The 14118-nt window shown below is 57.1% G+C and carries 10 protein-coding genes, 1 tRNA gene and 1 pseudogene; 4 read left to right on the plus strand and 8 right to left on the minus strand.

Going from position 1 to position 14118, the window contains the following annotated elements:
* Window positions 1-81: 81 nt before the first annotated feature.
* Window positions 82-276 (plus strand): annotated as a pseudogene (locus AC2FIB_RS17465) (DUF4156 domain-containing protein); the annotation flags it as partial.
* A gap of 232 nt (window positions 277-508) precedes the next feature.
* Window positions 509-583, plus strand: a tRNA-Asn gene (locus tag AC2FIB_RS17470).
* Between the two features lie 20 nt (window positions 584-603).
* On the opposite strand, the gene AC2FIB_RS17475 is transcribed toward AC2FIB_RS17470, so the two are convergent.
* From AC2FIB_RS17475 to zwf, 4 genes are all read right to left on the minus strand, one after another.
* Window positions 604-2223, minus strand: coding sequence for a long-chain-fatty-acid--CoA ligase (locus tag AC2FIB_RS17475; protein ID WP_496733412.1), 1620 nt, complete (start codon window positions 2221-2223; stop codon window positions 604-606).
* Window positions 2224-2407: 184 nt separating this feature from the next.
* Window positions 2408-4021 (minus strand): glucose-6-phosphate isomerase, encoded by a 1614-nt coding sequence (pgi, locus tag AC2FIB_RS17480; protein WP_496733414.1) that lies wholly within the window; start codon window positions 4019-4021, stop codon window positions 2408-2410.
* Window positions 4022-4026: 5 nt separating this feature from the next.
* Window positions 4027-4698 carry a 6-phosphogluconolactonase gene (gene pgl / locus AC2FIB_RS17485; RefSeq protein WP_496733416.1) on the minus strand — a complete coding sequence of 224 codons (672 nt, stop codon included), beginning with the start codon at window positions 4696-4698 and terminating at the stop codon, window positions 4027-4029.
* Window positions 4695-6149, minus strand: a complete 1455-nt coding sequence (gene zwf / locus AC2FIB_RS17490; RefSeq protein ID WP_496733418.1) for a glucose-6-phosphate dehydrogenase — start codon at window positions 6147-6149, stop codon at window positions 4695-4697. The genes pgl and zwf overlap by 4 nt, the downstream gene beginning before the upstream one ends.
* Window positions 6150-6310: 161 nt before the next feature.
* Here zwf and AC2FIB_RS17495 point away from each other — a divergent pair, with 161 nt between their 5' ends.
* Window positions 6311-7264 carry a radical SAM protein gene (locus AC2FIB_RS17495; protein WP_496733420.1) on the plus strand — a complete coding sequence of 318 codons (954 nt, stop codon included), beginning with the start codon at window positions 6311-6313 and terminating at the stop codon, window positions 7262-7264.
* Here the strand turns inward: AC2FIB_RS17495 and AC2FIB_RS17500 are convergent, their stop codons facing one another.
* Window positions 7265-7960 (minus strand): lipid-binding SYLF domain-containing protein, encoded by a 696-nt coding sequence (locus AC2FIB_RS17500; RefSeq protein ID WP_496733422.1) that lies wholly within the window; start codon window positions 7958-7960, stop codon window positions 7265-7267.
* A gap of 91 nt (window positions 7961-8051) precedes the next feature.
* Window positions 8052-8321, minus strand: a complete 270-nt coding sequence (locus AC2FIB_RS17505; protein WP_058271768.1) for an usg protein — start codon at window positions 8319-8321, stop codon at window positions 8052-8054.
* 193 nt (window positions 8322-8514) lie between these two features.
* On the opposite strand from AC2FIB_RS17505, the gene gyrA reads away from it, so the two are divergent.
* Complete coding sequence (gyrA, locus tag AC2FIB_RS17510) at window positions 8515-11244, plus strand: DNA gyrase subunit A (protein ID WP_496705394.1); 2730 nt, start codon at window positions 8515-8517, stop codon at window positions 11242-11244.
* Between the two features lie 28 nt (window positions 11245-11272).
* Here gyrA and AC2FIB_RS17515 read toward each other — a convergent pair whose 3' ends face one another.
* Entirely contained in the window at window positions 11273-12487 is a 1215-nt protein-coding gene (locus AC2FIB_RS17515) for a DsbA family protein (protein ID WP_496733423.1), read from the minus strand.
* 159 nt (window positions 12488-12646) lie between these two features.
* On the minus strand, window positions 12647-14116 hold the full coding sequence (locus tag AC2FIB_RS17520; RefSeq protein ID WP_496842521.1) for a carboxypeptidase M32: 1470 nt from the start codon (window positions 14114-14116) through the stop codon (window positions 12647-12649).
* Between the last annotated feature and the right edge of the window lie 2 nt (window positions 14117-14118).

Here is a 14118-nt window from a genome sequence, read left to right on the forward strand (position 1 = left end):
CTTCGGTCGCTTGTTTGCCATTCGTGGTCCTCCGTTTCCTAAACATAACGGTGGACCAGTTCAGTTGGGGAGGCTCACGTTCAGAACTGTCAGTTTTTGGGGCCGGTAAGTGGAATGGAGCTTTTTGGCTTTGACACGCCGATGGATGCGCAAAGCGCGCAGAACAAAATGCGCAACTCTGTGGCGGCAATGGGTGGCAATGGATTCGTTTTGACCCAGAGCTCAACCAGCGATGGCGGAACATTAGTTTCAGGCGACGCGTATAGATGCCCATAGAGCATCCCGGCAGAAATCCCATGTTTTGACACCTTGATTCCGCGCCTGGGGCCGCGAGTTGATGACATCTCAGTCTTGAGTTCGTCGACTTCGGTCCGCGCCGGATCCGCCGAACCAGCGCTCGTTTTCTGATCTCGGAATCGGCGCCGGGACCTGGCTCGTTTTTTCATCCAAAAAATGTGCCGTACCCTCTGGACGCCGCAGAAACAGGTTGCTATACGGCGCGAACCGTTCCGGCGTAGCTCAGCGGTAGAGCAGTTGACTGTTAATCAATTGGTCGTAGGTTCGATCCCTACCGCCGGAGCCATTTTCAACAATATCAGGCGCTTAGCCCATCAAAGCACCCTCAAAGTCCGCGCGCAGGTTGCGCTTTAAGACCTTGCCGGTCGCGTTCAGTGGCAATGCATCCACAAAGACAACCTTATCGGGCACCTGCCATTTGGCGATTTTACCGTCGAAGAAAGCCAGCAACTCCGCTTCACTCGGGTCCGCGCCTTCGGCTTTGACGGCCACCAACAAGGGGCGTTCGTCCCATTTGGGATGCGGCACACCAACAACGGCCGCAGTGGCAAGTTGCGGGTGGGCTACGGCGATGTTTTCCAACTCGACCGAGCTGATCCACTCGCCGCCGGATTTGATGATGTCCTTGGACCGGTCGCGGATAGTCATGTACCCGTCGGGGTCCAGCGTTGCGACGTCTCCGGTCGCGAACCATCCGTCCTGCAGCAGGTCTTCATCCTGCATCTGGAAATAGCTGTCCAACACCCAATGACCGCGCACCAGCAGATCGCCCTGCGTGACGCCGTCATTGGGCAGATCATTGCCGTCATCATCGACAATTTTCAACTCGACCCCATAGGGTGGACGACCCTGGCTTTCGCGCAGCTTGTGTTGTTCTTTAGGCGGAAGGTCCAGATGTTTGGCCAGTGGGTTGTTCGTGCTTCCCAGCGGACTCATCTCGCTCATGCCCCAGGCGTGAACCGTATCGACACCATAGGTCTCGCGGAAAGTTTCGATCATCGAGGGCGGGCACGCAGCACCGCCAATCACAGTGCGGTTCAAGCTGGCGAGTTTGCTACCTGACTTCTCGGCATGTGCCAGCAAGCCTTGCCAGATCGTCGGAACCCCCATTGCCAGCGTCACGCCATATGTATCGACCAGATTTACCAGTGCTTCGCCATGTAGACCCGGCCCGGGCAGCACCATGCGTGAACCCGACATGGCGCAGGCATAGGGCGACCCCCAGGCGTTGACATGGAACATTGGAACCACCGGCATCACGACATCCATAGCAGAAAAGCCTATGACATCTCGCGTGTTCGATCCAAAACTGTGCAGGACTGTGGAACGATGGGAATACAGAACGCCTTTGGGATTGCCCGTCGTGCCCGAGGTGTAACACAGGCTGGACGCTGTGTTTTCATCGAAACTCGGCCACTGAAAATCGCCATCGCCAGTTTCGATCAGATCATCATAGAACGCGACGCCAGGGATTTGGGCAACGGCGTCTTCATTCCGTGGGCCCATCAAAACGAAATGGCGCACTTCGGTCAGGTGTTCGTGCAGGGCCGCGACCAGAGGGATGAATGTCGCATCAAAGAACAGAACCCGGTCTTCGGCGTGGTTGATAATGTAAGTCAGCTGTTCCGGGAAAAGCCGGGGGTTCACCGTGTGGCACACAAAACCCGCGCCGGAGGTGGCATAGTAGATCTCCAGATGTCGCCGGTTGTTCCAGGCCAACGTGCCAATTCGATCCTGCGGCTCCAACCCCAGCTTGGTCAGCGCTGATCCCAGTTTTCGCGCGTTTTGCGCCACTTGCTCCCATGTGGTTTCGGTGACCGATCCATCGGTTTCGACCGAGTAGATCTCGGTCTGGCCATGATAGCGTTCGGCGTGATCAATCAGCGACGAAATCAGCAAAGGCTGCGTCATCATCTGTCCCAGCATGGACATCCTCCCATTATCAGCGTCGCCTCTATTGGGCAGTGCTGTCTGCTTGCCTGATGCCACTCGCCAGCGTGCGCAAGGCAAAGTGTTCAGGGCGTTCCCTAGAACAGACCCTGCCAATCATTTAATTGTCTGACAATAAAAGAATGCGGCTTGCCTATTCGGCAGGCCGCAAAAAACCGCGTTACTGATCGCGGTGGCGCATTGCATAGGCAACCAGGGCAGCGGTCGAACCGTCCTTGCCAGTGGCGCTTTCTTCTCCGTCGACGATCGGGCCGAGAGATGTCGCAAGTTCCTTGCCCAACTCAACGCCCCACTGGTCGAACGAGTTGATGCCCAATAGGACGCCCTCGACAAACACACGATGTTCGTAAAGCGCGATGATCTGGCCCAGAACAAACGGCGTGAGCATTGGATACATCAACGTTGTCGAAGGACGGTTGCCCGGAAAAACTCGGTGACGGGCTTGCCGTTCCAGCTCGTCCCCTTCCAGCCCCTTCTCCGCCATCCGTTGCCGTGCTTCGCCCAAGGATCGACCGCGCATCAGCGCCTCGGACTGCGCCAGGCAATTGGCCAGCAACAGTCGGTGATGGTGGGTCAATTCCGGTTCGTGCCCTTCGGCCGCGACCATGAACTCACAGGGGATCACGTCGGTGCCTTGGTGGATCAACTGATAAAATGCATGCTGCCCATTGGTGCCCGGCTCCCCCCAGACGACGGGGCCGGAGGGAATGGTCAGAGTGTTGCCGTCCATGGCAACAGATTTGCCGTTCGATTCCATCTCGAGCTGTTGAAAATACGCTGGCAATCGCAGCAAGCGCTGATCATAAGGCAGCACGGCCCGGCTAGCGTTGCCCAGAACCTGACGATGCCAAATGCCGACCAAAGCCAGCATAACGGGCATATTTTCGACCCAGTCGGCGGCGCGGAAATGTACATCCATCGCTTGACCGCCGCGCAGGAACGCATCGAAAGCGTTCGATCCGACGGCGATCATTACCGGCAGGCCCACTGGGCCCCAGACCGAATAGCGCCCGCCAACCCAATCGGCAAAACCGAAAACGCGCTCTTGGGGAATACCAAAGGCTTGGGTTTTGTCCAACGCACTGGACACGGCGGCAAACTGCTTGCCCGGATCGCCGCCGCCATCTTCCATCCAAGCTCGCGCGGTTCGGGCATTGGTCATCGTCTCGATGGTCGTGAAAGTTTTGGAGGCAACAATCACCAGTGTCCGCGTTGGGTCAAGCTGACGCAGCGTATCGGCGATATGTGCGCCGTCCACATTCGAGACATAGTGCAGTCTTGGTCCATCATGATACGGGGACAGCGCATGCGTCGCCATCACTGGGCCCAAATCCGAACCACCGATCCCGATATTGACCACATCGGTAAAGGCGCCCCCTGCCCCGGTGACCGCGCCGCCACGCACCTCTTCTGCAAAGACGCGCATCCGTTGCAACGTATCCAGAACGTCGGGCATAACGTCCAGACCATCGACCTCAACCGGGCCACCATCCAAATTACGCAGCGCTGTGTGCAGAACGGAACGGCCTTCGGTTTCATTGATCTTTTCACCATCGAACATCGCCGCGCGGCGCGAAGCCAGGCCAGCCTCATCACACAACGCGATCAAGGCCTTTCGGGCGTCATCTGTGATCTGGGTTTTAGAATAATCAAACAGCAGATCTCCGGTAGACGCGGAAAAACTCTGAGCCCGGTTCGGATCGCTTTCAAACAGCCCGAGGATGGCCTCGTTCTGCACTTCGGATGCTAGATTTTTGAGTGGGTCCAACTGCATCTGCGTTACTCCGCCCAATGAACCGTCATGCCGGTCAGCGTGGCGGCGATCGGGGCCTCTTCTGGTGGCAGCGACATGGCCTTTTCCAACGCGTCACGTTTGGCGGCGCCATAGATAATCAGGTGTTTGGACAGCGCGCCGTCCAGCACCGGGCCGGTCAGCGTAATCCGTGCCTCGGGCTGGGTTTCGGGACGGGCAACCGCAAGGATGGGCGCATGGCTGTCCAGCGCGGCCTCAAGCCCTTGCATCCCCGGAAACAGTGACGCGGTGTGCATATCCTCACCCATCCCTAATACCAGAACTGACAATGGCAGAACCGGCGCGATCAGGTCTTCGATTTCCGGCAGGACATCGTCGGGTTCCTTACCCTCAAGATACAGCGGCACATACTGGGCAACCGAAGCACGGTTTGTCAGCAAGCGCTGCCTGATCAGCCGTTCGTTCGACCGGTCACTGTCACCCGGAACACAGCGTTCATCGGTGGGCAAAACCCGCACCCGATCCCATGCCAGATCGGCCGCGCAAAGACCGTCGAAGACCGGCCCAGGGGTCGTACCGCCCGGCACGGCCATTGAGACCGTGTCGTGATGCAGCAAGGCAGCCTCCAACTCTCCGGCCAAGGCGTTTGCGACATCAATTGCCAGCATGTCGCGATCAGCATATTCCTGAATCTTCATGGGTTTATTCCTTGCCAGCGGCGACCATCTCGTTTCATCAACAGCTCGGCGTCGCCCGGGCCTGTGCTGCCGCTTTCATAAGGTTTTGGAACGTCACCGCGCGCGTGCCAGCCCGCGATGATCGGGTCGGTCCAGGCCCATGCGGCCTCGACCTCATCCCCGCGCATGAACAGTGTCTGGTTGCCCCGGATCACGTCCATGACCAGCCGTTCATATGCATCCGGGGGGTCTTGGTTTCCTGACCCTAGCGCCTCGGCGAAGCTCATGTCTAAGGGCACATCGACCAGACGCATACCGCCCGGCCCCGGCTCCTTGATCGTCACCTTCAGCGTTATGCCTTCGTTCGGCTGCAGGCGTATCGAAAGGACATTCGCGTGGCGTCCGGCCTCTTCGCCGAAAATTGAATGCGGCGCATCTTTGAACATCACATTGATCACCGATGACCGCGCAACCAGACGTTTGCCCGTGCGCAGATAGAACGGCGTGCCCGCCCAACGCCAATTGCTGATATGCGCCCGCAGCGCCACATAGCTTTCGGTGGTCGAGCGCGGATTGCCTACGGTTTCGCGGTATCCGTTCCCGCTGCCGCCTCCATCGAACTGCCCGCGCACGATATGATGTGGTTCGACCTGATCGAGGGCGCGAATGACCTTTAGCTTTTCATCCCGCACTGCGTCCGGATCAAACTTTGCCGGCGGCTCCATCGCGATCAGGCACAACAACTGCATCAGGTGATTCTGCATCATGTCGCGCATGGCGCCTGCGCGCTCATAGTACTCTTCTCGCCCGGCGATACCCACGGATTCGGCCACGGTGATCTGAATGTGATCCACATACTGGCTGTTCCACAGCGGTTCGAACAGCATATTGCCGAAACGAACCGCCATCAGGTTCTGGACGGTTTCCTTACCCAGATAGTGGTCAATCCGATAAATCTGGCTTTCTCTGAAATGCTCAGCCAGGGTCGCGTTCAACGCCTTTGCGCTTTCCAGATCGTGCCCAAAGGGCTTTTCGACGACAATCCGCGTATTTTGCGTCGCCAGATCATGTGCCTTGATCCGCTCGGCCAATGGTCCAAACAGACGCGGGCCAACAGAAAAGTAAAACGCCCGCACCCGGTCATAGTTCAGTTTGTCGGCAAGCTGTTCCCAGCCCTCATTCGAATTCCCGTCGAGTGTCACATAGTCGACGCGGTCCAGAAACGCGCGCAATGCGCCCTCGTCCTGGCATTGCGCAGCCGCATGGGTTTGCAGCGATTCGGCGACCATTGCCTGAAACCCCGCGCGGTCATGGACCGTGCGCGCAGCGCCGATGATTTGAACGCCCTCGGCCCACTGCCCTGAACAAAAGCGCCGAAACAGGGCCGGTAGAATCTTACGTTGCGCCAAGTCGCCGGTCCCGCCAAAAATGACGAGATCGAACGGATCAACTGGTATGACGCGAGAAACCATGGTTTTTCCTTATCTTGCCCCGCCGGGCATGTCCAATGTTAGCGCAATCGGTCAGCCTAAATCCCCCATCATCAAAACTCTGTCAGGTCGCACTTGCCTGACTTAACTAATCCGAGTCGAGCAGCTACATCAGAAGTAACTTCAAAGAACCGGATACCGGAATGAAAGACAACGCGCCTCAGACCGCCAATATCGGCAAGTTTAAGAACAAATTGGTGACAGCAGATGGGCAAACTCGCGCTTCCGTAGCGTTGAAAAACCCCGAGACGTTGTGGTTCAATACCGGCACCCTTTGCAATATCGAATGCGTCAACTGCTACATCGCCAGTAGTCCAACCAACGACGCGTTGGTCTATATCACCACCGAAGAGGTGCGCGATTACTTGGACCAGATCGAACAACGCGTCTGGCCGGTGCGTGAGATTGGGTTCACCGGGGGCGAGCCCTTTATGAACCCGGAAATGATCGACATGACTCGTGTCGCGTTGGAACGCGGCTATGAAGTTTTGCTCCTGACAAATGCAATGCTGCCGATGATGCGCCGCAAGATGCGCGAGGGGTTGCTGGATCTGAAGCGCAACTATGGAAACAAGCTGACACTTCGAGTTTCCGTGGACCACTATCGCCCCGAACTGCATGACGAGGAACGCGGCAAAGGCAGCTTTGACAAGACGATCACCGGAATGGAGTGGCTGCGCGACAACGGGTTCAATATCGCTATCGCAGGTCGCACGGTCTGGGGTGACAGCGACGCCGACAGTCGCGCCGGGTATGAGGCGTTCTTCAAGCAGCACCGTTTTGACATCGACGCACAGAATCCCGGCCAGACCGTTTTGTTCCCCGAGATGGACGAAACCGTCGAAGTCCCCGAAATCACAACCGCTTGCTGGGGCATTCTGGATAAAGCACCCGAGGCTGTAATGTGTTCGAATGCCCGCATGGTGGTCAAACGCAAAGGCGCAGAACGGCCTGCCGTTCTGGCCTGTACCCTACTGCCGTACGAGCCTGAGTTTGAAATGGGCACCACACTGGCCGAGGCCGAGGCCGACGTGCACCTCAACCACCCACATTGCGCAAAGTTCTGCGTTCTGGGCGGCGCCAGCTGCTCGGGCTGATCAGTTCAGCTCGGGCGATTTCCAGTATTTTGTGCCTGACGCCCCAGCCGAAACGCGCCAGCCCTTTTTGCTGAGCACAAAGAACGACCGCCCGTCTATGAACCTGAGCGTCTCATCGGTGCGCTCATCTCCATACATCGCGCCGGATTCCGCAGTCGCGTCGTAACCGTGCGTGACAAAACTGTCCAAATCTGCTGGGGTTTCAAACAGGATCACGAATTTGGTCTCGAACCCGCCGATACCGATCGCCGCGCCCACTCCACCGGTTCCCATATTCATATAGGTGTGCTGACCAGTCTCTTTGTTCACGGCAACACCGCGCCCGTACCCTGCGGACACCGGGAAAACTGTCACCTTGCGAGAATCGAACGCAGCGTATCCCGCACTGACATCATATAGCGCCTGTGCGTCGGGATTTTCGGTTAGCAACTGCGCCAACACATCGACGGCCATGACATCCAGCTTGGCACGAGTCTCTTCGGGCGTCGCCTCGTTGGACAGTAAATCAGAGGTGGACGTGATGGTTTCATCAACCGCGTTCGCCCCTTTTTCGAGTGTCTGCCCGACGGTTTCTGCCCCGCGTCCGACAGCATTAGCCGTATTTTCAGCGCCCTTCTTGATTTTATCAAGGACACCTTCGGCCGACACTGGCCCGGCTAGACAGATGGCAACTGCAATCAATAAAACTCTGGGCATTCCGTGTTTCCGCTTGTGGCCAATGACTTCGCCGCCACGATACCGGATGCACCGGAAATGTATATGGGTTTAGGCCTGATGTGCCCGGGCGTCAATTCACTCGGAATTCGCCTACCACGTTGCGCCATTCCCCGGGCGCGATCATCTTGCGATGTGTAAACCGCACGGAATGCAGCGGTCCTTCGATCTCTCGCTGCCAGAATTCAATAAAATCGAATAGTTTGGGATGATCCGGCGCAAGGTCGTATTCCTGCCAGATAAATGTATTTAGCACGTGAATATAGTCGGGCATGTGATAAAAAAATTCGGCCGTCGTCAGCCCATACCCCTTGAGCATCAGTTCTGTTTCGCTTTGCTCCATGCAGACCTCCAAAATTGTTGCAAGGTCTCTTCAGCATAGCACAGAAACCACCTAACCCTTGGTTAACAATATGTTACCCCAGTGTTACGGGTGTTTTTTGCCCAGAATGCGCTGCTTGCTTGCACCTTATGTGCCGGGTCTGATAAGGTACATCCACAAGATATAGACCCAGCACAATAAACGGGCAGGTTACGTGAGCGATACGCCAGAAACCCCAGAAAACATGGATGAAACACCGCCCCAGCGTCCCGTATATGACGGCCCGACGGTATCCATCGAATCCGAGATGCGCACGTCCTATCTGGACTATGCGATGTCGGTCATCGTGTCCCGCGCGATCCCCGATCTGCGCGATGGCCTGAAACCGGTGCACCGGCGCATCCTCTATGCCATGCACGAGACGGGCAATACCCACGACAAGTCATACCGCAAATCGGCCCGTCCGGTTGGCGATGTCATGGGTAAGTACCACCCGCATGGTGACAGCGCGATCTATGACGCGCTGGTGCGGATGGCGCAGGATTTCTCGATGTCGCTGCCGCTGCTGGATGGTCAGGGCAACTTTGGCTCGATGGACGGTGATAACCCGGCGGCCATGCGTTACACCGAAGTACGCATGGACAAGCCTGCCGCGTCCCTGCTGGCCGATATCGAAAAAGAAACGGTCGATTTTCAGGACAACTATGACGGCAAGGACCGCGAACCGACGGTTCTGCCCGCCCGTTTCCCGAACATGCTGGTCAACGGTGCCGGTGGTATCGCCGTCGGTATGGCAACCAACATCCCGCCGCATAACCTTGGCGAAGTCATCGACGCAACGCTGGCGCTGATCGATGAACCGGATCTGACATCCGAACAGCTGATCGAATATATCCCCGGCCCTGATTTCCCAACCGGTGGTGTGATGTTGGGCCGATCCGGCGCGCGCAAAGCCTATCTGGAAGGGCGCGGCAGCGTCATTATCCGCTCCAAGACCCGCGTCGAGGAAATCCGCAAGGACCGCTATGCCATCGTCGTGGACGAGATCCCCTATCAGGTAAACAAGGCCTCGATGATCGAAAAGATCGCCGAAGCCGTTCGCGAAAAACGCATCGAAGGCGTCAGCCACGTTCAGGACGAATCCGACCGCAATGGGGTGCGTGTCGTGGTCGAACTCAAACGTGATGCGACGCCGGAAGTTGTTTTGAACCAGCTTTTCCGTTTCTCGCCGATGCAGACCTCGTTTGGTTGCAACATGCTGGCGCTGAATGGTGGCCGGCCCGAGCAGTTGACCCTGCGCCGGTTCCTGACCTCTTTCATCGACTTCCGTGAAGATGTCGTGGCCCGTCGCACTGCGTACGACCTGCGCAAGGCCCGCGAACGCAGCCACATCCTGTGTGGTCTGGCGGTGGCTGTGTCGAACGTGGATGAGGTGGTCGCCACAATCCGGTCATCCGCTGACGCCGCGCAAGCGCGTGAAAAGCTGATGACCCGTCGCTGGCCCGCGGCTGAGATCGAAAGTTATCTGCGCCTGATCGACGATCCTCTGTCCAAGATGAATGACGACGGCACCTATAACCTGACCGAAGTTCAGGCCCGCGCCATCCTTGACCTACGTCTGCAGCGACTGACTCAGATCGGTGTCAAAGAGGTCACGGACGAGCTGGAAGAACTGGCAGGTAAGATCCAGGAATACCTCGATATTCTGTCCTCGCGAGAGCGCATCATGTCGATCATCGGAGATGAGCTGCGCAGCGTTCGTGAACAGTTTGCCGTGCCCCGTCGCACCGAGATCGTTGATTGGTCCGGCGACATGGAAGACGAGGATCTGATCGAACGTGAGGATATGGTCGTGACCGTCACGTCGGGCGGATACATCAAGCGTACTCCGCTGGCCGATTTCCGCGCGCAAAAGCGGGGCGGCAAGGGCCTGTCGGGGATGCAGACCAAGGAAGAGGATGTTGTCACTAACCTCTTCGTTGCCAATACCCACACGCAGCTGCTGTTCTTCACGACGGATGGCATGGTCTACAAACTCAAGACCTGGCGTCTGCCGCAATCGGGGCGCACTGGTAAGGGCAAGGCAATCGTCAACATCTTACCGATCCCGACCGGTGTTTCCATCGCCGCGATCATGCCGGTGGATGTACCCGATGAAGAATGGGAGAACCTTCAAATCATCTTCGCCACCAGCGCGGGCGACGTGCGTCGTAACCGCTTGTCAGACTTCACCAATGTCCGACGCAACGGCAAGATCGCAATGAAACTGCCCGAAGATGTTGAGCTGGTGAACGCCCGTATCTGCTCGGAAGATGAAGATGTGATGCTGGTCACCAATTCGGGTCGTGCAATCCGCTTCCGCACCACCGATGTACGAGTGTTCAACTCGCGCGAATCCACCGGTGTGCGCGGTATCAGGCTGTCCAATGGAGACCGCGTGGTTTCGATGTCGGTGATCCGCCATTTCGAAGCGACCCCCGAAGATCGTGTGGCTTACCTCAAAATGCGCCGTGCGGTTGCAGGGCTTACCGAAGATGACGCTGGTGACGAAGAGGAAGCCGCGGCAAGCAGTGATTTCAACCAGGAAAAGTATGCCGAGATGTCGGCAGCCGAAAACCTGATCCTGACAATCACAGCAGGCGGCGCGGGCAAGCTGAGCTCTAGCCACGACTACCCAGTCCGCGGACGCGGCGGGATGGGTGTGGCCGCCATGGACAAGGCGATGCGTGGTGGCGAACTCGTCGCCTCGTTCCCGGTCGATATGGAAGATCAAATCATGCTGGCGACGTCCAAAGGCCAATCGATCCGGGTGCCGGTTGATGGGATTTCGTTCCGCTCCCGCTCGGCCGGTGGCGTGAAGGTCTTCAACACCGGCAAAGGCGAAGTGGTCGTCAGTGTTGCCTGGATCGCCGATCAAGGCGACGAGGACGAAGCGGAAGAGTAACCGACAGATCCATAACATTATTCAGGCGCTACACTTTCGGGTGTGGCGCCTTTTTATTTATCAAAAGGTCTTCGACCGCCCAAAGGCGATCCTGTCCCCAGACACTTTCCCCGGCGACACGGAAACTTGGGACACCCCATAGCCCGATCTCTTGCAGGCGGTCCTGATTGACCGCTACCCGATCTCTCCAATGATCCGAGCTAACGTGCGGTTTCGCACTCTGCCAATCCAACCCCGCGTTTTCGACGATAATCCGAAGCCCACGATCGGTTGCAGCATTTAGACCCTTTGACCAGACGCCGCGCAGGAAGGCGGAACAGAACTCAGGCAGTTTTTCCTGCGCTTCGGCATAATCCAGTAAGGCATAGCCACGCTCGACTCCTTTGCCTAAAGGATCACAGATACGCCCAAACGGGATTCCCAGCCGACGCGCTTCGCGCACGCAATCATAAAGGATGTAGGAGGATTTGGGTGGAGGGACGGGTAAACCTCGCATCAACATTGGCAAAACCGGCCTCAGAACCAGCCGTGCGTTGTAGTGGCGTGCCAAGTCGACGGCCCGGTCAAATGCCAGATAAGAATAAGGGCTGCGGAAAGAAAAAAAGAACTCGATCTCCTGATCCTGAGGCTTCTCTTGGCCCAATTGCACTGAAGGCAAAGACACTATCGGTGACGACCCACTTCCCAAACCCGCGAGCAGCAACCGGTCTTCGAGATAATGAAGACGATCAACGCCCCAATACCATTCGTCATCGTAGTGAAATGTTCCGCCGAGATAGTGACCCAAATCGGAAAGTTGTTGGTCACCATCCTCGATCAGCGCAGCCGGTAAGGGGTGATCCGAAGACGAAAAACCCTTTCCCGACCAAAGATCTTTGCTGATAACCCGGACATTGTTAACAAAGCTCTCATTCGTCAGTTCGGCTGCCATCTGTTTTTCCGCAACTGCAATGAAAGCCTCGTCAGGAACTGAGTCTTCAGGAGGACTGAGACCAAGCTTTCGGGCCAGTCTTGCCGCATCTTTGATAGCATTTTGCCGATGTGCTGCCGGGTCCGGCAAAGCCTCGGCCGGAGGGCCCGAAATCAGATGCGGGCGCAGCTCGACATCATAGGTGTCTCGAAACCGCTGCAAGACCTGTGCGGTGAGGTGACAGTATGGGTCGGAAACATCATGGAAATAATGGACAACGCGCGGGCGGTTCAGCACGTGATGCTTTGCCTCCAGCACGCGCCTACGCGCCATCAGGCGCGTGTTGCTGGTCAGAATTGACGCTATGTGTGGTTTGACATGTGTTGCAAAGAACAAAGTGGTTCCTTTGGTAAAACCGTTCGAACCACCCTACTCTCATTCAGGTCAAAACCAATGCACCTACACGGCAACTTGACGAAACGTTTTCTGACCTCAGAGCCCGTATAACCCGCCAAATTTCTGTTCCAGATACCCGAGTAACGGGTCAGGTCCGGGTTCCATACCGCTTGCACGTTGAATGGTCTCGCGTGGAGCGTAAAGCCCGCCATGTTGCTGCACATTCTCGTGCAGCCAATCGGTTGCGCCTGACGTGTCACCTGCTGCCAGTTGCGCATCCAGTTCCGGCACAGCGTTCCGCAACGCTCGATAAAGGCATCCTGCATAGACATTGCCCAGCGAATAGGTTGGGAAATAACCAAACAAACCCACTGACCAGTGCACATCCTGCAGACATCCGTTCGAAGGTTTATCGACCGCATATCCGAAATCCGCCTTGAAACGGTCGTTCCACGCGGCCTCAAGATCATCCACTTGGAGGTCACCGGCCATCAGCGCGCGTTCCAGATCAAAGCGCAGCATGATGTGGAGGTTGTATTGCACCTCATCCGCCTCGGTGCGGATATAACCGTTGTGAACACCGTTGACCGTTGCATAGAACGTATCCGGGTCGGAGATGCCAAAATCGCCAAACGCGTCTTTCATTTGGCCAAACAACCAACCGGTAAAGGCTCGGGATCGGCCCAGTTGGTTCTCGTAAATCCGGCTTTGGCTTTCGTGCACGCCCATCGACACACCCCGCCCCAAAGGCGTCAGGGCATAAGCCGGATCAATCCCTTGTTCATAAGCGGCATGGCCGACCTCGTGGATTGTCGAATAGAAACAGTTGAACGGATCGGTTTTACTGGTCCGGGTGGTGATCCGAACATCCGATCCACTGCCCGAGCTGAACGGGTGAACAGCCTTGTCGATGCGGCCTGTATTCAGGTCATACCCGAAAGTGGTTGCCAGTTTTTCTGACAATTGCATTTGTTTCAGCTCATCGAAACTCCCCGCCAAAGCCTGAGGTGCAGGTTTGTCCAGAACAGCTGCACGCAATGCCACCAAACGCGGGCGCATCTGGTCAAAGATTTCGGCAATCTGCGATCCGGTCGTGTAAGGCTCATAATCCTCGACCATCGCGTCATAAATATCGCCACCCTGTGCCAGCGCGGCACCCTCTTCGCGTTTTAGCGCGACAACCTCACTGAGTGCTGGCAGGAAAGCAGCGACATCTTCGTCTGCGCGAGCTTGAGCCCAGGTTCCCTGCGCTGCAGAGGTCACGCGCGCGATGGCCGTTGCCAAATCGGCGGGCACCTTGACCGTCCGCTCATATGATCGACGAATTTCGCGAAGCTGGGCCTGTCCGACCGCGTCCCGCGGTCCAGCAGCGTTCAACCATTCAGCAACACGCGGGTCGGATCGGCGCGCGTGCAAGACAGCCTCGATCGCGGCCATCTCCTCGGCCCGTTGCGGCGCGGCTCCGCGAGGCATCACTGTTTCCTGATCCCAGCCCAAGCGTCCGGCAATTTCGCCCAAGGCCGATGTTTCGCGCTGGAAGGCCATCAAATCGTCATAAGCACTCATCG

This window comes from Ruegeria sp. YTSA072 (assembly GCF_059610285.1).

Bases quoted from the DNA above. Each gene is read 5' to 3' on its own strand.
- AC2FIB_RS17505 (WP_058271768.1), bottom strand. From the start codon at position 8,321: ATGGAGCAAAGCGAAACAGAACTGATGCTCAAGGGGTATGGGCTGACG.
- AC2FIB_RS17500 (WP_496733422.1), bottom strand. From the start codon at position 7,960: ATGCCCAGAGTTTTATTGATTGCAGTTGCCATCTGTCTAGCCGGGCCA.
- zwf (WP_496733418.1), bottom strand. From the start codon at position 6,149: ATGGTTTCTCGCGTCATACCAGTTGATCCGTTCGATCTCGTCATTTTT.
- AC2FIB_RS17515 (WP_496733423.1), bottom strand. From the start codon at position 12,487: ATGGCGCGTAGGCGCGTGCTGGAGGCAAAGCATCACGTGCTGAACCGC.
- AC2FIB_RS17495 (WP_496733420.1), top strand. From the start codon at position 6,311: ATGAAAGACAACGCGCCTCAGACCGCCAATATCGGCAAGTTTAAGAAC.
- AC2FIB_RS17475 (WP_496733412.1), bottom strand. From the start codon at position 2,223: ATGCTGGGACAGATGATGACGCAGCCTTTGCTGATTTCGTCGCTGATT.
- pgl (WP_496733416.1), bottom strand. From the start codon at position 4,698: ATGAAGATTCAGGAATATGCTGATCGCGACATGCTGGCAATTGATGTC.
- AC2FIB_RS17520 (WP_496842521.1), bottom strand. From the start codon at position 14,116: ATGAGTGCTTATGACGATTTGATGGCCTTCCAGCGCGAAACATCGGCC.
- pgi (WP_496733414.1), bottom strand. From the start codon at position 4,021: ATGCAGTTGGACCCACTCAAAAATCTAGCATCCGAAGTGCAGAACGAG.